Raw genomic sequence first — 23,017 nt, 5'->3', positions numbered from 1 at the left:
ATTGATTAATTTTGCCCTGTCTACCTGCATTTTATTAGCAATGTGCAGCAAAATCTCTTTAAAACGAAAAAGGACCCCATCCCAAGATGGAGTCCTTTTTCCAATTAATCTTCTTCCCTCATCCCTGTATACATAAGCAGAAGACGAACTAATTCCAGTACGGCTACAAGAGCGGCAGCAACATAAGTCATCGCAGCAGCACTTAATACTTTTTTCGTTTCCCGTTCTTCATCATTCCGGATGACCCCAGCGGAAACGAGTTGATCCATAGCCCTAGAAGAAGCATTGAATTCAACCGGCAGTGTTATCACTTGGAACAATACAGCGGCTGACATAAATACGATACCCGCCAAAAGCAAATTAGGAAGTGAAGCTAGCATCCCGATTAAAATCAAAATCCAAGATATGTTAGAGCCAAAATTAGCTACCGGTACTAATGCATGGCGGAAACGCAAGAATGCATATGCTTCTTTATCTTGAATCGCATGTCCAACTTCATGGGCTGCAACAGCTACGCCGGCAACTGAATGGCCGTGATAGTTATCCGTTGATAAACGCACCGTTTTATCCCTTGGGTCATAATGATCCGAAAGCATTCCAGGTGTCTCTTCGACCCTGACATTGAACAGTCCATTTTGATCCAAAATGGCACGAGCCGTCTCAGCACCATTCATTCCGGAAGAGGCCGATACCTTTGAATATTTTTTATACGTGCTTTTCACTTTCATTTGTGCAAAAATCGGGATTAAAATAATAATCGCCAAATAAATGAAATACATGGTATCCTCCTATAACTCTTATTACCCTTAATTCTATGGATTGAAGGCAACCGTGTCAAATATAGTGTTCTCTACCCGTGTCTTTTTAATCATTAGGCTCTTTCCTTGGTTTTTCCCTATCCCCTTTATATTTTCTCCAGCCTACATAAGAAAGCGTCATGATTATGATTGAGCCTGTCGAAATGATGACCCACCAAAGGGAAGGATCTGCATCATCTTCACCCATATCATCAAAAATGGAGGTTAGTTCGTTTTGCAACGCATCCAGTTCCTCTTGATTATCTCCATCACTGATTACCTCCGGGCGGTATTGGTTGATGTATTGAATCCTCGTGTCCAGCTGCTGCATCGTTTCTTTGGAAAGGTCGACTTTCAAGCTTGGATATATCATTTCATATTGTGATAGGAATAAGTTCAATTGGCTATTGAATGTAATGGTGTCTTGTTTGATGGCAGCATTCTTTGTCTGCTGGAAAGAATTCATCATTTGATCCTCCATCTCTGTCCAAAGTGGCTGATGAGTAGACTTGACTGCATCAACAACAAGCCGGAACTTTGTGACAGAATTAACCTTTTCGGAATCTCCCTTGTTCATATCCTTTATTGTCATCAACGCTTCATTATGAGCTACAGTGATAATTCGAAGTTCGTCCATGTCAAGGATCTGCTCTTTCGCTGTATCTTTTAAAAACCGGTCAGAAAAAAACGTCAGCATCTTTTCCGAATCTTCATATCGCTTCAACTTGGTCATTTCCAAGGCTCTATCGGAAATGTCATCTAATTGCTCCAAACTTGAAGAGGATTCTGCATAGACAGGGAAATGTAAGACGATAAATAAAACAGCAATGGTTAATATGAATTTTTTCAACATGCTACTCGTCCCTCCTCATATCTCTACTAAAACGATATGAAAGAAAAAACATGAGTAGACCTCGTTCAACATAAAAAAGTTAACCATACTTTTACAAAGGTGCATATGAGTTAACTTTTTAAGAAATGAAGGACAGGGTGAACCGCTTTTTTCTATATCCAAAGTACCAGCCGACAAAAATGGAAAGTATGCTGAGCCAAAAAGTGAAATAACCGATCGAGTCCATATATACCAATAAATCACGGTATATTGGCATCATTTCAAAAACATAGTCGATTATGTCATTATGTATGGTCCAAATCCCTGCCGCTATCAAATGCCAAGGTTTTATTCGATAAAATGGTGCATATAATACCCCTTGAATCGCCATCCCCAAATGAGAAGCCATTAACATATAACCTTCCCAAGGCAATGAACCTGTTGTCACGAAGGTCATCAAATTCATTACAACTGCCCATATCCCATATTTGAATAGTGTCATTATCGCCAACGCTTCCATAAGTCCGAAATTCCTTCTTAACAGGAACCCCAATAAAACAAATACAAAAAACAGGCTAGCTGTCGGACTGTCCGGTACAAATGCCAAAAAAATTGCAGGAGTGTTTTCCAATTGACTGCCATACCAATAATATCCATAGGCAGTTCCGAATATATTTATTATTAATAGCAAAACGAGCATTTGCCGATTTGCAAGCCAACTGTAGATAACATTCATTCTTTTACCCTCACTAACATTCTCATGTATTCTCATTTTACAGCCCATCAACCACAAAACCAAGCATTCATTTCAATTTCTTCTCAATTACACTTCAATTTACCAATAAAAAAAGCCGACAACCGTAGTCGTCAGCTTCATTTGCAGCATATGAAAGAAAATGCTGTGGATGCTATTTATTTTGCTGATAAACCAGATACAAATTCAGCTAATGTTGCCAATTCTTCATCTGTACCTTTGAACATGCCGGCTGGCATAGCGCCCTGGCCTTTGACTGCGATTTTAGAGATTTCTTCTGGGCTCAAGCCAGTGTCAATTAAGCTTGGTGCTCCTGCTCCACCAGTTAACTCTGCCCCGTGACAGCTAATACAGCCACTGGAATCCATCAGTTTATACCCATCGCTCTCTTTATCAATATCTGCACCTTCCACGATCGCTCCTTGTTTCTTGGAAGCTTCCCAATCGTGGTGGGCTGCAGACTCCCATGTTAAATAGAAAACGCCAGCCATTGCCAAGAGCATGAAACCTACAGCAAAAGGTCGTTTTGCCGGGCTCCGCTCTGGTCCACGATCTAAAAATGGTGCCAAGAGCAAAGCTCCAAAAGCCAAACCAGGTATTACTAGAGCCCCGATTGCATTATAAGGGCCTGAAGCATAGGTATACTTAAGTAATTGGTAAAGGAATAGGAAATACCAGTCTGGCAGCGGAATATACGCTGTATCTGTAGGATCTGCTATCCTTTCCAATGGAGACGGATGAGCGATTGTCAGGCATAGATAACCTACAAGAAATACAGCTCCTACCATCCATTCTTTTAAAAGGAAATTAGGCCAAAATGCTTCAGTTTTCCCAGGATATTCTGAATAATCTTTCGGAATATTCGGTTTACGGTCCGCGGAGATACGCGAGTCACCTACGAATTTCATACCTTTCCCACGATGCATTGAACAATTCCCCTCCTTTATGAAAAGGTTTATTTGGTTCTTGGTTCACCATTCTTTTATAGTGGACCTGAAATACCTTGTTTTCGGATCATCAGGAAATGAGCCGCTAGTAAAGCAAATAATGCTGCAGGCAGGAAGAATACATGAATGGCAAAGAATCGTGTCAATGTCTGTGCTCCAACGATCGTTGGATCTCCTGCTATCAATGTCTTGAGTGCCGGTCCCATCAATGGTACCGATTCGACAATTGTCAAAGTAACCTTCGTTGCGAATAGCGCTTTCATATCCCATGGCAATAAATAACCAGTCAAGCCTAATGCCAGCATGATGAAGAAAATCAGTACGCCGACCATCCAGTTCAATTCACGCGGTTTTTTGTAAGCTCCCTGGAAGAAGACACGAAGAGTATGTAAAAACATCATAACGATAACTAGACTTGCTCCCCAGTGATGCATACCACGGACAATTTGACCGAAGGCAACTTCATTTTGTAAATAATAAACAGATTCCCAAGCGTTTTTAATGTCTGGGACATAGTACATCGTCAAGAACATGCCTGACAAGATTTGGATGACCGTAATAAAGAAAGTTAACCCACCAAAACAATATACGAATGCAGAAAAATGATGTGCGGGGTTAACATGTTCAGGAACCTCATGGTCAGCAATATCCCGCCATAACGGCGTAATATCTAAACGCTCGTCCACCCAGTCATATAACTTTGTTAGCAATGTTTACGCCTCCCCATGCGGTTTTAGTTGACCCAAATAAAGTATTCCATCTTTTTCTTTCGTGTCAAAGACATCCAATGGTGAAACCGGCGGTGTCCCTTTCACATTCACTCCATCTTTCGTATACCTGCCATAATGGCAAGGACAGAAAAATTGATTCGGATTAGTCTTATCCGTATTCCAGCCTACCGTACAGCCTAAATGTTTACAGATTGGAGATAAAGCAACGATCTTACCATCATCCGTTTTGTAAACCCAAGCTGTATTTGTTTCTTCAGACTCATACCACCCATCGACCTGTTTAAAACTAAAGTCGACACGGGTTGGTTCGGTAGTCAGTTCACCTACCTTCTGTTTAGTTGCAACGTAATCCCCGCCTTTATCTGCTGATAATACAGGATCAATTGCAAACCTAACCATAGGCATCAACATACCGGCCGCCATAAATCCACCAACGCCAGTAAGTGTGTAATTAAGGAATTGACGTCGTGAAACATTATGCTTGCTCATGCGTTTTCCCCCCCTCTATTACTATACTGAGAGCCCAAAGGACCAATAAATAGCGACACTATAAAACTAGGACATTTCCATGATATCTCAATAATTTACCAAGGTCAATATTTGTAAAACCCAAAAGGTGGCAACTATGTGTCAAATAATGCGAAAAATCCTACTTTTTTTCATTTTTCCAATTATAAGAGAAAATATCAAGGATTTGGATGACTTGCTGGTGAATCATTTCCCTCGCTTGTTCGATTTCAAGCCCTTCCAGCGGGATGGCAGGAATCCATACTAAATTATTTTCTAATTCCCGCTCCTCCTTTTTCCACTCAAAATCCGATGTAAGAAAAAAAACATGCTCGAAATTATTTTCTTTCACTTCATCGGCCCAACGTTTTAATCGCTCAACCTTATCCAATTCATCACTTAAATAATGAAATGTTGGCAATAAAAGAATTCTTCCTTTCATCTGCTTTTCAATTTCCAAGCTTAAAATGGTAAGAAACTCATTCATTGAGCCCGTTTGCTTCATTTGTCCTCGAAAAGATAGGGGAACCAAAGGAATCAAAACGGTATCCACATACTCTTTTGACTGCATATACATGTCAAGATCTTTTGCTGTCCACTTCATGTTTTTTCTTCACTCCCGATTTTTTAAATCAACTCCTTATCATTTTACCATTATTTTTATAACATCTTTACCATATACCCATAGTCTTTACAAAAATGTGGATTTTATCAATGTTTTATAAAAAATAAAAACCTTTCCTGATTACGGAAAGGTCAATTTATTTCATCCAAGTACTTTTAATTGATTCAATTGTTCGGTTAAGTTCTTAAATGCTAGTTCATCATGCTTATCAAGGGCTTCATCGATTTCCTTAAGCAAACGGTCCCTTTGAAAATACAACATGCTTCTTTCCAAAAATTGTTCAGCAAGCAGCTGGTCTTTTTCATTCGACGCCGTTGATTTCGGCATGAAGGGGTTGTTCTCGAGTACCGCTGCATATTGATAGGAAGAATAAGACGATTTAAAATTAAGCTGAATATAAATGTCTTCATCCCGATTTAAACGGATATCATGAAAAGATTTCTCTGCATCGGTTGTCATGATGTTGGACTTATAGAACCTGAAAGGGACTTCATCCACACAATGTGTCGACATAATCAGTCCACGTGGGCAATATTGTGCATTTTCTACAAAATGAACCTTTTTCATTAGTTGATCATGACTCATTAAATAATTCAAAATCCACACACATTCTCTTCGTTTCAGTTGATAATGATTTAAAAACCACCGAATAAAATCCTTCTTCTCATTCACAGAAACAGGGGCAGCCACCATGAATTCCCTCCTCTGTCTAGATTTAGTTTCGTTTCACTTATCTACATTTCATCTGCGCTTTCACCTAGCCGCTCCAATATCATCGCATACTCATCATTCGCCGGGTTCATCTCAAGGAGCTTATTAAATACTTCTCTAGATGTGGCTCTGTCTCCTTCTTCAATTAAAAAGAAACCATAATCTTCAAGGAAATCTTGATTGTTCTTGAATGAATTATATGCTTGATGATAGCTGGTTAATGACTCTTTAAATTGTTCAGTATGCTGATATGATACAGCAGCTATCCATTCAAACTGCGGATCATCCTCTCCATATCGCCTTACTTCACCAATACACTCCAATACATCTTCATACCTTTCGTGGTGCATATACAATTTCAAGAGGGTAAGTGCAGCTTCGAGGTATCCCGGATCAATGGCCAGTGCTTCTTTAAATAGATTTTCCGCCTCTTCATCAAGCCCGCTTTTCAAGGCAATTTTTCCACCGAAGAAGTAAAGTTCCTTATTGAATTCATCAGCCTTGATTCCTTCTTTAACTGTTTTCAAGGCATTTTCCAGATCTTCAAGATGTTCATAACTCTTTGCCAGGTACAAATATAAAGAATGGTATTCATGATCTAATTCTTTCAGTTCAATGAACTTTCGTACGGCTGTGTCATAAAGACCGGCCTGAAAAGCTGTAAATGCATATTCAAATAGGGTATTGATTTCAAGTCCATCCTTTAAGGCCTTTTCAAAGTGCGGAAGGGCCTCCTCGAACTTCCCCGAACTGCTTAATGCTTCAGCAAGCCTCTGATTGACATTAACACCAGCGATTTCTTGTTCTTGTTCCAAAACCTTTATGTAATTTGCAATGGCTTCCTGATCCCTTCCTTGATGAAAGAACAGTTCAGCTAGTGCAAAATCAATGATGATCTCATCTGGAAGCATTTCTTTGGCCTGCAGTAATTTCCTTTCGCTGACCTCGTCCATCCCCTGTAATTGATACAGGTCCGCTTCCAAAAGCAAAGCACTTGGATATACTTCATCATCTGCACTTACTTTTTCAAGCATCAGCATCGCTTCATCTTCCTGGTCCATGTCAATCAGGATTTCCGCCAACGAAACAATTAATTCTCCTTCATCGGGATAGAGTTGCAGCAGATGTTCAAAAAGATCCTTTGCCTCCTCCGCAAAACCAAGCTGGAGCATTTCTTCGGCCAGCAACAATATGTCCTCTGCTGACTCTGATGATTTAATTCGATTTATATGTTTAAGAGCTTCTGTTAATTCCCCTTTTTTTAAATGCTGTATAACTTGTTCCACTGTGTTCATTGTTGAATCCTTCCTTTTGCATGATAGACTTGATCCTTAGTCATACACACTCACGCCATAATGTAACATACTCTGCCATTAAGAACAAAATACCATATAATCGCAAGATGTATAGTAAACAGTATTCATTAGTTTACCATACTGTAGCCCTGTATTCCATTGATGAAGTCCCCTCCCATTCTCATTAAAAAAAGGTTACTAGTTAATTCTCCACTCTATGGTAAATCTCCTTTTTGATCATGAACACCATTTTCATTTATTTTCATGATCAATACGGGTATAAAAAGTCCGAATGTTAGCGCTTTCAACACTTTTCAGGATTTAAAAAAAGTTTACAGACCAAATAAGGTATGTAAACTTTTTTTATATTCACTTTATCAATTGCGTCAAATGCCCAAAAAATTGTGGATATGATACATCTATGGCATCAGGGTCAGCAAGTTCCACTTCCCCATCCGTTATCAAAGCCGCTACAGCAAGCATCATCCCGATACGATGGTCCCCATGGCTTGTAACCTTACCACCATTCAAGGCTTTACGTCCTTTGATGATCAATCCGTCTGCTGTCGGGGTAATATCTGCGCCCAGGACGGACAGCTCATTTGCAACAGTATCAATTCGATTCGTCTCTTTCACTTTAAGTTCTGCTGCATCCTTGATTGTCGTTATCCCTTCAGCCTGTGTTGCCAAAAGTGCAATTACCGGTATTTCATCGATGAGACGCGGAATTAAATCACCGCTGATGGTCGTTCCCTTTAGCCGGGAGCTTCTGACAGTGATGTCTCCTGCAGGCTCACCCTCGGTCGTCTTCTTCTCTATCGTAATATCCGCCCCCATCGATTTCATGACTTCGATGATTCCAGTCCTTGTCGGATTAAGGCCGACATTCTTTAATACCACTTCACTATTTTCCGTAATCGCTGCAGCCACCATGAAGAAAGCCGCTGAAGAAATATCACCCGGCACATGGATGTTAGTTCCTTTGAAGACTTGATTTCCGCTTACTTTAATCGTTTGACCGTCCTTTTCGATTTTCCCGCCAAACTCTTGGATCATTCGTTCTGTATGATCACGGGTCTCTTCCGGTTCGATAATGACCGTTTCACCTTCTGCCTGTAAACCAGCCAAAATTATCGCTGATTTCACCTGCGCACTTGCCACAGGCAATTCATAGCGAAAACCTTGTAATTTGCCTCCTCTTATGAAGAGCGGGGTGTATTCGGCTCCTTTGCGGCCATCAATGATCGCTCCCATCTGGCGAAGAGGGTTTACTACCCGGGTCATTGGACGTTTGGCTATCGATTCGTCACCTGCCAAAACGGCCGAAAATTCCTGTCCTGCCAAAATGCCCATCATTAACCTGATCGTGGTACCAGAATTTCCGACATCCAGCACTGATTCAGGTTCAGTTAATCCTTTAAAACCTTTGCCTGCAATTTTGACGTGCTGGCCATCTTGTTCAATATGGACTCCGAGCTGCTTAAAACAGGAAATCGTACTTAAACAATCCGCTCCTGGAAGAAAATTAGTGACTGTCGTTTCCCCCTCGGCAAGGGCTCCGAACATTATCGAACGATGGGAGATCGACTTATCTCCAGGTATGGCAATCGAACCACGTAATGTTTGGATGTTCGTTTGTAATTTTTTTGTATTCATAAAACCATCCTTCCCTATTAATATTATGCCAGGATCGTTTCATAATCTGTATGTCTTGAAATACACTCCGAAGCTTTAATGCGATCAACATCCGTTTGGAAGCTGATGACCAGCACACCGTATATCTCTTCCCTGGTTTCAATGATCCTTATGTTTGTAATGCTGATCCCTTCCTGTGCCAAATATCCGGTAATCTCAGAAATTATTCCGGCATAATCCGGTATATCGATATATAAATCATAAAACGCTGGTATAGCGCCTTTCGCAGATGTTGGCAAATCATCCCTAAAAATCTTGGCATCGGTAAAGAATCGAAGGATTTCTTCACTATCTTCATTCGCGACCAGACCTTTTATATGCTCCATTTCATTCAGCCAATCATTCATTAATTCAAGTAGCACATCCCGGTTATGTAACAAAATGTCACGCCACATTTCCGGACTGCTTGAAGCAATTCTTGTAATATCTCGAAACCCACCTGCCGCAAGCCTTGAAATCAACTTATTTTCCTTACTGTAATTTTCTGCTTGCTTAACGAGCCCCGATGCGACAATATGCGGAAAATGACTTATGACCCCAGTCAGCTTATCATGTGTGGCAGGACTTACAACCAGAAAGTTCGCTCGTGTCCCTTGCAGCCATCCTTTCAGCTGCTCAACTTTTTCTTCTTCGATGGAATCTCCGGGAGTAAGCAAATAAAATGCATGTTCGAATAAATGCAATTTGGCTGCCGCAGCACCGCTTTTATGGGAACCAGCCATAGGGTGCCCCCCGATGAAGGCCACCCCTTTATCTATCAATGGTTTTGCTGCCTTAACGACTGTATCCTTAGTACTCCCTGCATCCGATATGAGGACATCACTTTTTAAATCCATTTCAGCTAATTGAGCTAAAATCTTCACGGTTTCATTGACAGGCACAGCAAGTAGAATCAAATCAGCATCACATGCTCCCGCTTCCAATGATGATACAGAATCATCAATGATCCCTAATAGCATCGATAGTTGAATATTCTTTTCACTTAGGTCCGTACCAACAATCACGGCTTCAGGATGTGCATGGCGTACAGCCATGGCCAATGATCCGCCAATTAGACCTAGACCTATTACGAAAACCTTACCCTTCACTCTTCTCTCCCCCGCATCTTTTGTGCTCCTCTAGGTTTGATGAAACGTTAAAGCAGCGAATCAGAAGGTGCCTCAACTTCATTCAAAAAAGTTTTAATAGCGTTAATCATTCCTTCATTTTCTTCCGTAGAACCAACCGTAACCCTTAGGCTGTTAGGAAAACCGAAAGATTTCCCCGACCTTGCAATGTATCCGCGCTCAAGCAAATATTGAAACACCACATCGGCATCCTGTTTAAAATGGATAAAGATGAAATTACCTTGTGACGGGTAATAAACTAAATTTTCCTTATTGCAAAATTCATAGTACTGCTTGAGCCCTTTTTGATTTTCTTCCTTGCATTTTTCAATGAAGGCTTGATCTTCCAAAGCGACGATAGCAATATTCTGTGCGAATGTGTTGACATTGAATGGTTCCCGGGATGGATCTAGTTTCTGGATGATATCCTCATCCGCCAATCCGTACCCTACCCTAAAACTGGCAAGTCCATAGATTTTTGAGAATGTCCGGAGTATGATCAAATTTTTATATTTATTAATCCATTGATTCGTTCTCGGATAATCCTCAGCCGTTGCATATTCACAATAAGCTTCATCCAAAACGATAAGTACATCTTCCGGCACTTTTTCAATGAATGATAATAAGTCCTGTTCCGAAATGTATTTACCCGTTGGATTATTTGGTGTACAAAGCCAGACAACTGCTGTTTTTTCATCTATGACTTTAAGCATTCCTTCTAGATCATGAGCACCATCGATATGAGGAACTTCCCTGATTTCCGCACCTTCTAGCGTAGCATTATGGCGATACTGTGAAAAAGTGCCTGTTGCCATGACCGTATTCTTTCCAGCTCCCAATAGGCTTCGGGAGATGATTTGAATGTTCTCATCAGATCCATTTCCAAAAATAAGCTGAGTTTCTTTTACACCTGTATGTTTTGCAACAGCTTCCCTTAGCATCGTTGCATACCCATCTGGATAGATCGCAAACGAATGTGTTGAATTCCTAACGGACTCCTTTACTTTTTCCGAACAGCCGAAAGGATTTTCATTTGAAGCTAATTTCGTGATTTTTTCCAACCCGTATAATTTTTTCACTTCATCAGTGGATTTTCCCGGTTGATAAGACTTCAAGGAAAGGACCGCTTCATTCCATTTCATGTCAATCACCTCTATATTTTTATCACTTTAAAGTAAGAAAGTGTGAGAATAGTATATCATATTCATAGATTTAAAATCATCTTATATTTGCTTTGTCAAATCTGGCCGTAATACCGTAGCCCCTGCCTGGTATACATGCTTTATCTCTTTTTGAGATTTCGTCGTATTTACATGGATCATGACCCGAATGCAAAATGGCAAGGAATTGCTGACCGGTATTTCTTTCATGCAAGTAACCGGTACATAAGTCCAGCCTTCGAATTTCCTCAAGGCTTTGGCAGGGAAGACAGAACGAATCTCTTCCGTAGCAGAAAAAAACACAGAAGCAACCATTTCGGGATCAATCTCGTTGACCTGAATGATCTCTGCCATCAACTTTTCGGCAGCTGAAATCACTTCCATTTCCGTGTCTCTTTCTACAGTAGTGGCACCCCTTATTCCTCTTATCACACATAGTCCCCCCTTCTCCTGAACTCTATATCATATCCGCCATTTCCTCTATCAGCTCGGAGTCGGCTATATCCATTAATAGCGGTGACCCCACTTCGTTTAGCAGGACAAAAGTAGCTGAATCATTGACCGATTTTTTGTCTGTTTTCATTAATTCAAGCAGCATTGCATGTTCAAGCCTGGTTGGAATCGTTATTTGATAACCTAAAGAAGATACCCAGCTAATAAACTCATCCAGTTTAAAATCGAGATCCACTCTCTTTCTGCTCAATTTGAGGGCATAGATCATCCCGATTAAAATGGATTCCCCATGCGTAAAGTTTCCGTACCCCATTGAACCTTCCACTGCATGTCCGAGCGTATGACCAAAATTCAAATAGGCACGAATGCCGTTTTCCTTCTCATCCTCTTCGACAATTTTAGCTTTAATTCCAATCCCTTTTGTAATCATTGTCAGGAATTGCTCATCCGTTATATCATTCAAATCAACAATATTCGACTTTAACCATAGATAAAACTCATTATCGGCTATCAATGAATGTTTAATGACTTCCGCAAAACCTGACCTTAATTCTTTAAGGGGCAGAGTTTTTAAAAATTCAAGATCATAAATCACCGCTTCAGGTTGATGAAAGGCCCCAATCATATTTTTCCCTAGCGGGTGATTGATGGCAACCTTGCCGCCCACTGCACTATCGTGGGCGAGTAAAGTCGTCGGAACCTGTATAAATGGAATCCCTCTCATAAAAGTAGCCGCAACGAATCCAGCCAAATCACCTACTGCACCACCGCCAAGGGCGATAATCAATGATTTGCGATTAATCTGTTGAGTTAAGCAGAAGCTTTGGCATTCATAAAACACATCGAATGTTTTAGCATGCTCCCCTTCTGGCACTACATGGTGCAGGACAGGTTTCCCCGTCTTGATCAGGGCGTTTTTCACGGTCTGCAAATGAAGTGCCGCCACTTTCTCATCAGTTATGATCAGAATCTTGTTTAGATGATTTAATTCATGTGATATTAATTCGGGCAATTCATTTATTGCCTTCTTGCCAATTAAAACCGGATAATGCTTGGAAGCCGTTTTTATTTGGATGGATTCCATGATTTAAAACCCCTTTACTTCTTCCCGATATGATCTTATGTATTCCGCTAATTGCTCATAACGATCTGAAGGGAATTGATCAACGATGGCAGCCGCCAGTTCCCATGCCACTACCGCCTCAGCAACCACTGCTGCTGCAGGAACCGCACAACTATCGGAACGTTCGACACTTGCTTCAAACACTTCCTTCGTATCAATATCAACGCTTTTCAAAGGTTTATATAAAGTGGGGATCGGCTTCATCACACCGCGTACAACTATCGGCATTCCAGTTGTCATACCGCCTTCAAAACCGCCAAGGCGATTGGTTTTCCGGTAATAGCCCTGTTCTTCGTCCCATGCGATTTCATCATGGACATCACTGCCAAATAGATGGGCAGCTTCAAATCCAAGACCTATTTCCACCCCTTTAAATGCATTGATGCTCATTATCGCTGCGGCCAGTTTTGCATCAAGTTTACGGTCATAATGCACATAACTTCCTACACCCACCGGCATTCCTTCTACAATGACTTCAACGATGCCGCCGATGGAGTCTCCTTTTTGTTTCGCTTCATCAATTGCATCCTTCATCTGCTGTTCTACGTTCTTGTCAAAACATCTAACAGAAGATTCTTCTGTTACTTGTTGCAATTGCTGAATACTATCGTATTTTGGCGGTTCTGCCTTCACTCCGCCAATTTCCAAAACATGAGATGCCACTTCTATCCCCAATAAAGACAATAGCTTTTTAGCGACAGCCCCTGCTGCCACCCTTACTGTCGTTTCACGGGCTGAAGAGCGTTCCAGAACATTTCTTAAATCGCGGTGCCCATATTTAATCCCGCCGTTCAAGTCGGCATGACCAGGACGTGGCCGGGTGATTTTACGTTTAATTTCTTCAGCTTCCTCTTCTGAAAGCCCTTCGCTTCCCATAATCTTTGTCCAATGCTTCCAGTCATCGTTCTCGACCACTAAAGCAACCGGTGAACCGAGTGTGTAGCCATGTCTGATTCCCGAAGAAATAAAAGCCTGATCTTTCTCGATCTGCATCCTTCTTCCACGTCCATGCCCTTTTTGCCGGCGTCCTAATTCTTGATTGATATCCTCTTTCGAAATCGGCATTCCTGCCGGTAATCCTTCAATGATAGTAGTCAGTTGCGGACCATGTGATTCTCCCGCTGTTAAATATCTCATCTTCCAGCCCCCTTTTAGCACTTTAAAGTGTATATGTATCAATATACCACAATTTTATGAAATGTGGGTATATGTAAAACGTAAAAACCATATTGTTTGAATTTAATCACTTTTCTTTCTATTTTACAAGTACTTAAACATTTTCGATATAGTTTATTCTTTCAAATTAGAGTTCTACTGGAATGGCTAGTACACGGCAAACGAAAAGGGACTGAATGCGCACGTGCAGAATCAGTCCCTTTTTTCTAAAGTATTTACTTTTTTTTATAAAAAAATGTGTCGATCGTTTCAAATTGATATTTAGCTGGGGTGAATATTTGCTCTGTACTTCCTACAAAAAATACCCCGCCGCTATTTAGCGATGCACTAAATTTATCATATAATAAATTCTTTGCTTCTTCCGTGAAATAAATTAAAACATTGCGGCAAACGATTAAATCGAACCCTTGGTCGAATCGGTCAGCAAGAAGGTTTTGCTTTTTAAATGTCACCCTTCTCTTGATTTCATCATCGACACGATAAAAATCCGCTTTTTTTTCAAAGTATTTCCTTTTAATTTCCTCAGGCACTTCATTTAAGGAACGTTCAGGATACATTCCCAATTTCGCTCTCGCCAATACATTTTCATCGAGATCCGTCGCCAATATTTCTATCTGGCTAAGCGGGACCAGATTGGATAATATCATGGCAATCGTATATGGTTCCTCGCCAGTTGAGCAGGCAGCACTCCAAATTTTCAACTTTTTTTTGCTTTTTAATAACCCAGGCAGGATTTTTCGCTCCAACACTTCCCACCTTTTTGCATTTCTATAAAATTCGGAAACGTTGATTGTCATTCTATCCAAAAACTCATTTAAAACACCGGAATTGGTTTGAATGTCTTTGTAGTATTCACGAAATGAATGATATCCTCTTTTTTCATATAGAGATGTTAGTCGCCTTTTCATTTGCCCTTCCTTATATAATGCCAAATCAATACCTGTCAGCATTTTGATATTACGAATAAACTCTTCATATTCTTGAGGCATTCCCACGACTCCCCTGCACAAAATTATTTTAAGTGGTTCTTCCCTTTATATATATCGGAGAGTGCCATTTTTTCTTTAAACTAAAATGATCCTTTACGTTGCTGCATGAAACTAAAAAAGCCATTAAAAAAAGCGGGTTCCATCGCATAATGACGATGGAACCCGCTTTTTTAAAGAGATCTTATTAATTAATAAACCCACTCGTTAACAAGTTTAGAGTACTCAACAAGTTCTTCTTCTTTGAAGAATAATCCGATTTCACGTACAGCGCTTTCAGCCGAATCAGATCCGTGAATGATGTTTTTGCCGACAGTTACGGCAAAATCGCCACGAATTGTTGCTGCTGCTGCATCTTTAGGGTTAGTTGCACCCATCATTTGACGTGCAGTAGCGATAACGTTTTCACCTTCCCAAACCATTGCGAAGACAGGACCTGAAGTAATGAAGTCCACTAGTTCGCCAAAGAAAGGACGTTCTTTGTGCTCGCCATAATGCTGCTCAGCCAATTCTTGAGAAATGACCATTAATTTTGCTCCTGCAAGAAGGAAGCCTTTCTTTTCAAAACGGGAAACGATTTCACCGATTAGATTGCGTTGAACGCCGTCAGGCTTAACCATTAAAAATGTTCTTTCCATGAATGTCACTCCTAATATGTATCATTGTTATTTGCCTATATAAGGCAATACTTTTAGAATATTACCATTGTTTGATGAGTTTCGCAACTCCCATTATCAAAACTTTCTTTTTCCGATATTTTTCGCGATATCCGATAAAGTTTTTCTAGCTTTAATGGCAGGAAGACCTTTCAACTCAGTAAAAGCCTTTTCTAAATACATATCACTGATCCTCGCTGCCTTTTCAATGGCACCGGAAGTTTTTATCGCATGAATTATATGGGACATTTCCTCGTTTGGCGTATCTTCCCGAACTGTTTCGATAAGCTTTTTTAACTTTGGATCTTCCATAGCAATCAATACGGGTAAAGTGATATTACCTTGAATCAAATCACTGCCGGCTGGTTTCCCAAGCTCTTCTTCCGAAGCAGTAAAATCCAAAATATCATCGGTGATTTGATAAGACATACCGACATAATATCCGAATTTAAATAGCTTTTGGTGAATTCTCTCTTCAACACCCGCTGAAATGGCTCCCAACTGGCAGCTGGATGCAATGAGCAATGCCGTTTTCCGTTTGATCCTTCTAAAGTATATCCGCCAATTCTGTTCGAAATTGTATTTATCTTTTATTTGTTCAATCTCTCCAAGGCATAGTTCAACCATAGTATCAGCGAGAATTTGATGCGCCAGCGGAGACTCGATAACCGCCATCATTTCCAGTGCACGAGCAAAAATGAAGTCGCCTGTGTACATGGCGACACGATTATCCCATTTTGATTTAATGGTAGCAGATCCCCTGCGTAAATCCGCATCATCCACAACATCATCATGCACAAGGGAAGCGGTATGAATCAGTTCCAAAGTCGCCGCGACATGCTTTACGACATGAATATCATAGTTGCCAAACTTCGCACCCAATAGGACGAATACCGGACGGATCCGTTTTCCACCGGATTGCAGCAAATGCAGGGAAGCTTCCCTTAAAACCGTGGAATCCGCTTCGATTGCGGCTTCCAGTTCTTTTTCTATTAATTGCAAATCTGCATTCAAAAATGAATACATCATTTTAAATTTCATACATTCCACCCAGCTTTGTCCATTGCTATAATGCTTATTTTGAAGGCTTGTACCCAAAATGCGTTGCTGCTACCCCACCGAAATGGGCCTTATAACTGACATTTTCCATTCCCGCCTGCTTGAACATGCTTTCAAGCTTTTTCATGCCGGGGAAATCCCGAGCTGATTCCTGCAGCCATGAGTATTCGCTATAGCTTTTTGCGAATAATTTGCCGAACATGGGCATGATGAAACGGAAATAAAAATAATAGCCCTGTTTAAAGCCAAGCATCGTAGGCTGTGAAGTATCCAGGCAGACGATCATTCCACCCGGCTTGGCTACCCGGTTTAACTCTTTAAGCACTTTCATGTAATCGGGGACATTCCGCAGCCCGAAACCGATCGTGACATAATCAAAGCTATTATCCTCAAAAGGAAGCTCCATTGCATTCCCATGCATTAGGGACACTTGCTCCAGATTGAGTTCATTTACCTTTTGTTCGCCGATTTTCAGCATGTTCTTACTAAAATCCAGACCAACAACCTTTCCTTCTGGTCCTACTTCACTAGCAAGGGCAATGGTCCAGTCCGCTGTTCCACAGCATACATCCAGTGCATGGGCGCCTTTTGGGACATTCATGATGGCCATTGTAGCCTTCCGCCATTTAAGATGCTGTTTAAAGCTGATGAGGGAATTCATCTTGTCATAATTTCCGTAGATCTTTTCAAAGACATGATGAACTTTTTGCTCTTTAGACTGCTCCATGATTCACCCTTCTTTCACATATGAATTTGCAATACTCTCTGTTTGTTCCAAGACGGCCTTCACTCTTTCCAGAAGTTCATCATCCACCTTTGCCAGCTTCCGCATCGAGCACTGTACGGATTGCCTGGCATCTATCAGGCACTTGTCGAATTGGGTGCGTACCTGTTCTTCTTTTTCCGAAATGGTCACTTCCCCGCCAATCGAGTCATCGAGAGGCATTCCCCTTAGGACATCAAACACTATCGATTGCCCCGACTCCATATAACTGTTCTTCTCGGCATGCAACCGTTTTAAAAGCAGCAGATCTTCGGCTATTTCTATCCAGGCAGGCTCATTATAGTAATCCGCCAGTTTATGAATCAGCGAAGCCTCGATCGCTTTGATCGTCATTAAAAGCGTTGGGACATCATTAATGGACCCTTGCTGGTAAAGAATGATTTTATTGTCATTTATTTTTTTTATCGCGCTCGAAAGTAAACGGATCATATCAACATTACCTACACTGGCAAGCACTTGATAATATAAGCCACTATAGTAATCACCGGCAAGCACTTGTAATTGACGATTTTTCAATACCTCGGGCAACTCGGTTCCTTCTCCTGAATTCGAAACGATTTCATGGGTATCCAGAGCTATTTGCACTAACATGGTTGAAATGATGTATTGATTTCGTTTTTCGCTTAAAACGTCCAAATCGTTAAACAATCCCCAAAGCAATATCAGTTTATCTTCGTCCAAGCTTGGCTTTTGTATATACTTCAATAAATATGGATGTTGAGCTTTCGTTTCTATTAACCGCTTTAATTGCCTTATGTCGTCCGTTATGTTTAACAATTGAGATCACCCTTGCATCCCCGAAAGATAATTTTTTTCATACATATTGGTTTCTGTCTGTGTAAAATACACATTATTATACCATAAAAACAATCAGATGAAATGGTCAACGTTTATAAAATGAAACTTCCAAAGGTAAGGAAACCATCGTCTTTTGCTCTTCAAAAAAATGGATGCGGGAAATTTACAGCTTGTTAAACGTGATATCAGATGATTGATTTACTAATTAACCAAGTATTGAGAAGCTATCATTTCTCAGGTGAATTCTTTTTGGAGTCACTTTCTATCTCTCCGAATGGAGTATAGACTTTTGCATGGCCCCTGATTTTAATTGCCGAGGTATGTTCCGTGAATTGTGCGATCATCACCTCTCCTGAGTCTAGTTTTTCGGAGTGGTGAAACTTGGTGTCCGTTCCCCTTGTCAACCCGATGACATTCACACTATCCTCAATGGCTTTGATTACGACAAAATCATTCAAGATCTTTTTTTCATTCATTTTTTCCTGCCCCCATGTCCTTAGTCTTTAATGAATGCCAGCACTTCAGCTCTAGTACGATGATCCTTCGCAAACGTTCCCCTTACAGCTGATGTCACTGTTTTAGATCCAGGTTTTTTTACACCTCGCATGGTCATGCACATATGTTCAGCCTCTACTACAACCATTACACCATGAGGCTCGAGCTTTTCCATTATCGAGTCAGCAACTGTGGAAGTGATGCGCTCTTGAAGTTGCGGACGCTTCGATACAGCCTCAACTGCCCGTGCTAATTTACTTAAGCCAGTCACTTTTCCGTTTTTCGGAATATATGCTACATGGGCTTTCCCATAAAAAGGGACTAAATGATGTTCACATACTGAGTAAAATGGAATATCCTTTACAAGTACGAGTTCTTCATGGTCCTCACCAAAAACAGTGTCGAAATATTCCTTTGGATCCTGATTAAGACCAGAGAAAATTTCTTCATACATTCTGGCTACACGGCCAGGGGTATCCAGCAGTCCTTCCCTCGTTGGGTCTTCCCCTACAGCCTCAAGAAGCATTTTAACCGCTTCTTCCAATTTGGCATGATCAACATTAGCCATTTTTTGTACCTCCTAAAAAATCAATAATATTATGTATTCAGATAAAAAATCCAAAGTGCGTTGCACCCGGATATCCATAATTGCAATTATTAAAGAAGACCCATACATTGAGCCCTTGAACGGCAGTTTCGCCAGAAGCTTTTTTGGATGGGCATTTCCTTGTGACGGATTAACCCTCTGCAGCGTTTCTAAAATATTCACTGTCTTTTATATTATCACAGATGGAATTTAAGAAGCAAAAAAAGGGCCGCGTTTTCACGCGGCCCTTTTCGGTTAAGCACCCGTATGTAATGGTAGAATTACTTCACTGCATCTTTCAGCGCTTTACCGGGTTTGAAAGCTGGCACTTTGCTAGCTGCAATTTCGATTTCGTCACCAGTTTGTGGGTTACGGCCTTTACGAGCCGCACGTTCACGGACTTCAAAGTTACCAAAACCAATCAATTGGACTTTATCACCGTTTTTTAGAGCTTCTAAGATTGTATCAAAAACAGCATCAACAGCTTTTGTAGCGTCTTTCTTAGAAATTTCAGTTGCTGTAACAACTTCATTAATTAATTCTGTTTTGTTCATGCCATTCACCTCCTCCCAAAAGGAATCTTTATAAAAAATCATTATTACAACACTATAATAGTGATTTGATATTAGCTTCGGTCCAAAACTTTTCATTCCCTGGCAATCAAGGATCACCAAGCCGAATTCATTTCCAAATAATTCATCCAGAAATTTATAAATAGGTTGAAATCGCTGTTATAACGCGTTTTCTGTATGTAGATTATCACAAATCCTATTAGCTTAGCAAGGGAATTCAAAAAATAATGGGAATCTTTTCATTAATAATTGTATATATTATAAATTTTGTCTTTCGCTATTCATCATTTCCCTTTTTTATAGAAATTAAACTTATTATATTGCTGAAAATCGCTTAACCACAGGGTTTTTTCAAGATTATACTAAAAAACAGCAGATTATTTCAAATTTTAGCGTTCAATATGATATTTTTATTGTGATTTTGAGTATTTCGCATGCAAAAAGACCAATCCATAAATGGAGTTGGTCCAGCTTTTCAACGTTTTTATAAGATGATGGCAATCAATCCCCCGCTGCCCTCATTAATAATCCTTTCCAGTGTTTCTTTCAATTTGTAGCGGGCATTGTCAGGCATCATAGCTAATTTCACCTGTATGCCTTCCCTTACATAGGAACTTAGGCTTCTGCCAAAAATATCTGAGTTCCAAATGGAAAGTGGATTGTCTTCGAAATCCTGCATCAGATACCGGACTAATTCTTCACTTTGCTTTTCAGTACCGATGATTGGCGAGAATTCGGATTCGACATCGACCTTGATCATATGGATGGAAGGAGCTACGGCTTTTAACCTGACACCGAACCTGGCTCCCTGACGGATGATTTCCGGTTCATCAAGACTCATATCGTTAAGGGAAGGGGCTGCGACACCATATCCTGTTTGTTTGACCATTCTCAATGCATCAGCCACCTGATCATACTCTGCTTTGGCATACGCAAAGTCCTGCATTAAAGATAATAGATGATCCTTGCCCCGAATCTCCACACCGACAATTTCCTTCAGGATATCATCATAGAGTTCATCAGGGGCGTATAGGTCGATCTCTGCAACACCCTGCCCCATCTCAATGCCTGCAAGTGCTGCACGGTCAATGAACTCGAATTCATTGAAATGACCGACTACACGATCTACATCCCTCAGGCGTTTGATGTCCTTGACTGTCTCTTTAACCGCTTCCTGGTAACTTTCCCTTAACCAATGATCCTCGCGCAGAACCATTACCCAGCTCGGAAGATTTACATTGACCTCGAGAACTGGGAATTCGTACAAGGCCTCGCGGAGGACGCTGTAAACATCCGATTCCCGCATTCCTTCGACACTCATCGCCAATACAGGGATATCATACTTTTCCTGCAAGGATTCCTTCAGGGCTATCGTATTCGGGTGGTGAGGCTGAACGGAATTGACAATCATGATAAATGGCTTGCCAACCTCCTTCAATTCTTCGACAACCCTTTCCTCGGCCTCTAAATAATCACTTCGCGGAATTTCTCCTATCGACCCATCTGTCGTAACGACCACGCCTAATGTGGAATGATCCTGAATTACTTTGCGAGTACCGATCTCAGCCGCTTCATTGAACGGAATCGGCTCTTCATACCAAGGCGTGTGAATCATACGGGGACCATTTTCATCTTCATACCCTTTAGCCCCAGGTATTGTATAACCGACACAATCGACTAAACGAATATTCACGTCGAGACCTTCAGCTACTTGAATCGATGCTGCCTGGTTCGGTACGAATTTGGGTTCCGTCGTCATGATCGTCTTTCCAGCAGCACTTTGAGGCAATTCATCCTGTGCCCTTGCGCGGTCCGCTTCTGACGGAATATTCGGAATGACGACTAGCTCCATGAATTTTTTAATAAATGTGGATTTCCCCGTCCTGACGGCACCGACCACCCCCAAATATATGTCGCCACCGGTCCGTTCAGCTATATCTTTAAAAATATCTACCTTTTCCAAGGTATCCCCTCCCGAATTAGAGTTTTGGGATTTCGTTTATCCATTTGCATTTATTTAGGACATTATATATCTATGATGTTGTCCTAAAAATTTATTCCAATTATTTCCCTGGTTCAATCCCTTCCTCCACCAGAAATTTTATATAAGGGTTGTTATTTTAAAAGTAAGATGAAATAAAGATAAAAGAAATAACCCTTCCCCTACAATATATTTTGCAGAAGAAGGGTTATGCCTAATTTGTAAGGAATATTGGTTTTTTTGTTTTTTCATCAATTGTATATGGCAATGAATAGGCAGGGACGAACTCCGAACTCTGCACCAGCAGTTCACGGATATCTTCACCTGGCTTCATTTCCCCCTCATGCTTCTTCAATGCCTCCATTAAATCCGGGGTATAATCAACAAAAATACTGCCTTGACCATCAACTACGAGATATAAGTCTTTTTGTGAAAATGGACTCGTGACCGTCGGAGCTTCCTTCAGGCCCATTTTTTCATAATCAAGCGTGAAGACGTTATCGGATAACCTTTCCTTAAATGGCGGGTATCCGTTGCTTTGCTGATAGGCAGTCAATCTCAAGGAAACATCCTGTATCTTCTGCGCCATCCTGACATCCAACAGCTTTACGGTCGGATCATTTTCAGCATTAACGAGGATGTATTGAAAGACGCCTCCTGATTCAAATGCATTGTCCGGCGGTTCAGCCATATACCTCGGTGAAATCTTTGAAAATTTTATGACATATTTTTGATAAATCGGTGTACCTGCATCTTTTGTAACGATGGGCAATATGCCCCCTTCATCTTTCTGAAATTGATCCACTGCACTTTGGACGGATTGTATTTGCTCTTTATAAGGCAATTGGTTTTGCATTTTTTGCTTCTCCGGATATAAGCAGCCAGATAATGATACAGAGATGCAAAATAAACATAATATTTTGAAAAAATTTCTCATCATTTCTCCTCACCTATCAAGTGGTTGGCCCGCTAAGAACAACGATCAGGATGATCAAGCCGGCCAGAATCATAAGTATGTATGCGATAATTGCTGTCAAGACTCTCCAAAAACCTTTTAATTTATAGCGGCTTAAGTAGATTAGAAATATAGAGATAATCATAAAACCCATTGCTATAAAGGATATCCACATTTTTTGCAGAGCAGGTGTCATATCTTCATCACTCCTTTTTCCAGAAATTATTATAACA

General features: G+C 40.7%; 26 protein-coding genes. All 26 read right to left on the bottom strand.

All coding sequences use genetic code 11. From position 1 onward, the window contains the following. Positions 1 to 104: 104 nt before the first annotated feature. Positions 105 to 779, bottom strand: coding sequence for a zinc metallopeptidase (locus MPH60_RS06670; protein ID WP_241590173.1), 675 nt, complete (start codon positions 777 to 779; stop codon positions 105 to 107). A gap of 85 nt (positions 780 to 864) precedes the next feature. Then, on the bottom strand, positions 865 to 1,650 hold the full coding sequence (gene ypjB, locus MPH60_RS06665) for a sporulation protein YpjB (protein ID WP_241590172.1): 786 nt from the start codon (positions 1,648 to 1,650) through the stop codon (positions 865 to 867). Between the two features lie 118 nt (positions 1,651 to 1,768). Beyond that, positions 1,769 to 2,365 carry a DUF1405 domain-containing protein gene (locus MPH60_RS06660; RefSeq protein WP_241590171.1) on the bottom strand — a complete coding sequence of 199 codons (597 nt, stop codon included), beginning with the start codon at positions 2,363 to 2,365 and terminating at the stop codon, positions 1,769 to 1,771. A 176-nt stretch (positions 2,366 to 2,541) separates the two neighbouring features. Further along, positions 2,542 to 3,309, bottom strand: coding sequence for a menaquinol-cytochrome c reductase cytochrome b/c subunit (locus tag MPH60_RS06655; RefSeq protein ID WP_241590170.1), 768 nt, complete (start codon positions 3,307 to 3,309; stop codon positions 2,542 to 2,544). 56 nt (positions 3,310 to 3,365) lie between these two features. Continuing rightward, positions 3,366 to 4,040, bottom strand: coding sequence for a menaquinol-cytochrome c reductase cytochrome b subunit (gene qcrB, locus MPH60_RS06650; protein ID WP_034307974.1), 675 nt, complete (start codon positions 4,038 to 4,040; stop codon positions 3,366 to 3,368). Between the two features lie 3 nt (positions 4,041 to 4,043). Continuing rightward, positions 4,044 to 4,550 (bottom strand): ubiquinol-cytochrome c reductase iron-sulfur subunit, encoded by a 507-nt coding sequence (locus tag MPH60_RS06645; RefSeq protein ID WP_057276295.1) that lies wholly within the window; start codon positions 4,548 to 4,550, stop codon positions 4,044 to 4,046. Positions 4,551 to 4,710: 160 nt separating this feature from the next. Next, complete coding sequence (locus MPH60_RS06640; protein WP_241590169.1) at positions 4,711 to 5,172, bottom strand: YpiF family protein; 462 nt, start codon at positions 5,170 to 5,172, stop codon at positions 4,711 to 4,713. Positions 5,173 to 5,334: 162 nt separating this feature from the next. Then, positions 5,335 to 5,886, bottom strand: coding sequence for a ReoY family proteolytic degradation factor (locus MPH60_RS06635; RefSeq protein ID WP_241590168.1), 552 nt, complete (start codon positions 5,884 to 5,886; stop codon positions 5,335 to 5,337). Between the two features lie 41 nt (positions 5,887 to 5,927). Further along, on the bottom strand, positions 5,928 to 7,199 hold the full coding sequence (locus MPH60_RS06630) for a tetratricopeptide repeat protein (protein ID WP_241590167.1): 1,272 nt from the start codon (positions 7,197 to 7,199) through the stop codon (positions 5,928 to 5,930). A gap of 369 nt (positions 7,200 to 7,568) precedes the next feature. Continuing rightward, positions 7,569 to 8,855, bottom strand: coding sequence for a 3-phosphoshikimate 1-carboxyvinyltransferase (aroA, locus tag MPH60_RS06625; RefSeq protein WP_241615811.1), 1,287 nt, complete (start codon positions 8,853 to 8,855; stop codon positions 7,569 to 7,571). A 23-nt stretch (positions 8,856 to 8,878) separates the two neighbouring features. Next, complete coding sequence (locus MPH60_RS06620) at positions 8,879 to 9,982, bottom strand: prephenate dehydrogenase (RefSeq protein WP_241592121.1); 1,104 nt, start codon at positions 9,980 to 9,982, stop codon at positions 8,879 to 8,881. Between the two features lie 47 nt (positions 9,983 to 10,029). Beyond that, entirely contained in the window at positions 10,030 to 11,142 is a 1,113-nt protein-coding gene (gene hisC / locus MPH60_RS06615; protein ID WP_241592123.1) for a histidinol-phosphate transaminase, read from the bottom strand. Positions 11,143 to 11,223: 81 nt separating this feature from the next. Beyond that, complete coding sequence (aroH, locus tag MPH60_RS06610; protein ID WP_241592125.1) at positions 11,224 to 11,592, bottom strand: chorismate mutase; 369 nt, start codon at positions 11,590 to 11,592, stop codon at positions 11,224 to 11,226. A 25-nt stretch (positions 11,593 to 11,617) separates the two neighbouring features. Then, positions 11,618 to 12,697, bottom strand: coding sequence for a 3-dehydroquinate synthase (gene aroB, locus MPH60_RS06605; RefSeq protein ID WP_241592134.1), 1,080 nt, complete (start codon positions 12,695 to 12,697; stop codon positions 11,618 to 11,620). Between the two features lie 3 nt (positions 12,698 to 12,700). Then, complete coding sequence (gene aroC / locus MPH60_RS06600) at positions 12,701 to 13,873, bottom strand: chorismate synthase (protein WP_241592135.1); 1,173 nt, start codon at positions 13,871 to 13,873, stop codon at positions 12,701 to 12,703. Positions 13,874 to 14,127: 254 nt separating this feature from the next. Then, positions 14,128 to 14,901 carry a CheR family methyltransferase gene (locus MPH60_RS06595; protein ID WP_241592137.1) on the bottom strand — a complete coding sequence of 258 codons (774 nt, stop codon included), beginning with the start codon at positions 14,899 to 14,901 and terminating at the stop codon, positions 14,128 to 14,130. Between the two features lie 188 nt (positions 14,902 to 15,089). Beyond that, positions 15,090 to 15,536, bottom strand: coding sequence for a nucleoside-diphosphate kinase (gene ndk / locus MPH60_RS06590; protein WP_034308008.1), 447 nt, complete (start codon positions 15,534 to 15,536; stop codon positions 15,090 to 15,092). A 96-nt stretch (positions 15,537 to 15,632) separates the two neighbouring features. Beyond that, positions 15,633 to 16,595 (bottom strand): heptaprenyl diphosphate synthase component II, encoded by a 963-nt coding sequence (hepT, locus tag MPH60_RS06585; protein WP_241592139.1) that lies wholly within the window; start codon positions 16,593 to 16,595, stop codon positions 15,633 to 15,635. Positions 16,596 to 16,629: 34 nt separating this feature from the next. After that, positions 16,630 to 17,340 carry a demethylmenaquinone methyltransferase gene (locus tag MPH60_RS06580; protein ID WP_241592141.1) on the bottom strand — a complete coding sequence of 237 codons (711 nt, stop codon included), beginning with the start codon at positions 17,338 to 17,340 and terminating at the stop codon, positions 16,630 to 16,632. Positions 17,341 to 17,343: 3 nt separating this feature from the next. Continuing rightward, positions 17,344 to 18,174, bottom strand: coding sequence for a heptaprenyl diphosphate synthase component 1 (locus MPH60_RS06575; RefSeq protein WP_241592143.1), 831 nt, complete (start codon positions 18,172 to 18,174; stop codon positions 17,344 to 17,346). Positions 18,175 to 18,422: 248 nt separating this feature from the next. Continuing rightward, positions 18,423 to 18,671, bottom strand: coding sequence for a trp RNA-binding attenuation protein MtrB (mtrB, locus tag MPH60_RS06570; protein ID WP_137016024.1), 249 nt, complete (start codon positions 18,669 to 18,671; stop codon positions 18,423 to 18,425). Positions 18,672 to 18,691: 20 nt separating this feature from the next. After that, the gene (gene folE, locus MPH60_RS06565) at positions 18,692 to 19,258 is read right to left on the bottom strand and encodes a GTP cyclohydrolase I FolE (RefSeq protein WP_063233209.1); all 567 of its coding nucleotides are present in this window, start codon (positions 19,256 to 19,258) and stop codon (positions 18,692 to 18,694) included. A 299-nt stretch (positions 19,259 to 19,557) separates the two neighbouring features. Continuing rightward, positions 19,558 to 19,830, bottom strand: a complete 273-nt coding sequence (locus tag MPH60_RS06560) for an HU family DNA-binding protein (RefSeq protein ID WP_034308023.1) — start codon at positions 19,828 to 19,830, stop codon at positions 19,558 to 19,560. A 502-nt stretch (positions 19,831 to 20,332) separates the two neighbouring features. After that, positions 20,333 to 21,811, bottom strand: coding sequence for a stage IV sporulation protein A (gene spoIVA, locus MPH60_RS06555; protein WP_101222423.1), 1,479 nt, complete (start codon positions 21,809 to 21,811; stop codon positions 20,333 to 20,335). A gap of 232 nt (positions 21,812 to 22,043) precedes the next feature. Then, a complete protein-coding gene (locus MPH60_RS06550) occupies positions 22,044 to 22,769 on the bottom strand; it encodes a hypothetical protein (protein ID WP_387545586.1) in 726 nt (241 codons plus the stop codon). Positions 22,770 to 22,782: 13 nt separating this feature from the next. After that, positions 22,783 to 22,980: a DUF2768 domain-containing protein gene (locus MPH60_RS06545; protein WP_101222425.1), complete on the bottom strand. Its 198-nt coding sequence runs from the start codon at positions 22,978 to 22,980 to the stop codon at positions 22,783 to 22,785. Between the last annotated feature and the right edge of the window lie 37 nt (positions 22,981 to 23,017).

The organism is Peribacillus sp. Aquil_B1, from assembly GCF_022603275.1.
Taxonomy (GTDB): Bacteria; Bacillota; Bacilli; order Bacillales; family DSM-1321; genus Peribacillus.
Note: the sequence above shows the minus strand (reverse complement) of the source record. Positions and strands in the feature narration are given on the sequence as shown.

What these genes read in the sequence shown, in the direction of transcription:
- MPH60_RS06580 (WP_241592141.1), bottom strand. Translation starts at nt 17,340, where the DNA reads ATGGAGCAGTCTAAAGAGCAAAAAGTTCATCATGTCTTTGAAAAGATC.
- MPH60_RS06595 (WP_241592137.1), bottom strand. Translation starts at nt 14,901, where the DNA reads ATGCCTCAAGAATATGAAGAGTTTATTCGTAATATCAAAATGCTGACA.
- MPH60_RS06660 (WP_241590171.1), bottom strand. Translation starts at nt 2,365, where the DNA reads ATGAATGTTATCTACAGTTGGCTTGCAAATCGGCAAATGCTCGTTTTG.
- MPH60_RS06670 (WP_241590173.1), bottom strand. Translation starts at nt 779, where the DNA reads ATGTATTTCATTTATTTGGCGATTATTATTTTAATCCCGATTTTTGCA.
- hisC (WP_241592123.1), bottom strand. Translation starts at nt 11,142, where the DNA reads ATGAAATGGAATGAAGCGGTCCTTTCCTTGAAGTCTTATCAACCGGGA.
- MPH60_RS06640 (WP_241590169.1), bottom strand. Translation starts at nt 5,172, where the DNA reads ATGAAGTGGACAGCAAAAGATCTTGACATGTATATGCAGTCAAAAGAG.
- MPH60_RS06645 (WP_057276295.1), bottom strand. Translation starts at nt 4,550, where the DNA reads ATGAGCAAGCATAATGTTTCACGACGTCAATTCCTTAATTACACACTT.
- aroC (WP_241592135.1), bottom strand. Translation starts at nt 13,873, where the DNA reads ATGAGATATTTAACAGCGGGAGAATCACATGGTCCGCAACTGACTACT.
- MPH60_RS06655 (WP_241590170.1), bottom strand. Translation starts at nt 3,309, where the DNA reads ATGCATCGTGGGAAAGGTATGAAATTCGTAGGTGACTCGCGTATCTCC.
- MPH60_RS06630 (WP_241590167.1), bottom strand. Translation starts at nt 7,199, where the DNA reads ATGAACACAGTGGAACAAGTTATACAGCATTTAAAAAAAGGGGAATTA.
- MPH60_RS06560 (WP_034308023.1), bottom strand. Translation starts at nt 19,830, where the DNA reads ATGAACAAAACAGAATTAATTAATGAAGTTGTTACAGCAACTGAAATT.
- folE (WP_063233209.1), bottom strand. Translation starts at nt 19,258, where the DNA reads ATGGCTAATGTTGATCATGCCAAATTGGAAGAAGCGGTTAAAATGCTT.
- ndk (WP_034308008.1), bottom strand. Translation starts at nt 15,536, where the DNA reads ATGGAAAGAACATTTTTAATGGTTAAGCCTGACGGCGTTCAACGCAAT.
- mtrB (WP_137016024.1), bottom strand. Translation starts at nt 18,671, where the DNA reads ATGAATGAAAAAAAGATCTTGAATGATTTTGTCGTAATCAAAGCCATT.
- aroA (WP_241615811.1), bottom strand. Translation starts at nt 8,855, where the DNA reads ATGAATACAAAAAAATTACAAACGAACATCCAAACATTACGTGGTTCG.
- hepT (WP_241592139.1), bottom strand. Translation starts at nt 16,595, where the DNA reads ATGAAATTTAAAATGATGTATTCATTTTTGAATGCAGATTTGCAATTA.
- MPH60_RS06545 (WP_101222425.1), bottom strand. Translation starts at nt 22,980, where the DNA reads ATGACACCTGCTCTGCAAAAAATGTGGATATCCTTTATAGCAATGGGT.
- ypjB (WP_241590172.1), bottom strand. Translation starts at nt 1,650, where the DNA reads ATGTTGAAAAAATTCATATTAACCATTGCTGTTTTATTTATCGTCTTA.
- MPH60_RS06550 (WP_387545586.1), bottom strand. Translation starts at nt 22,769, where the DNA reads ATGATGAGAAATTTTTTCAAAATATTATGTTTATTTTGCATCTCTGTA.
- MPH60_RS06635 (WP_241590168.1), bottom strand. Translation starts at nt 5,886, where the DNA reads ATGGTGGCTGCCCCTGTTTCTGTGAATGAGAAGAAGGATTTTATTCGG.
- aroB (WP_241592134.1), bottom strand. Translation starts at nt 12,697, where the DNA reads ATGGAATCCATCCAAATAAAAACGGCTTCCAAGCATTATCCGGTTTTA.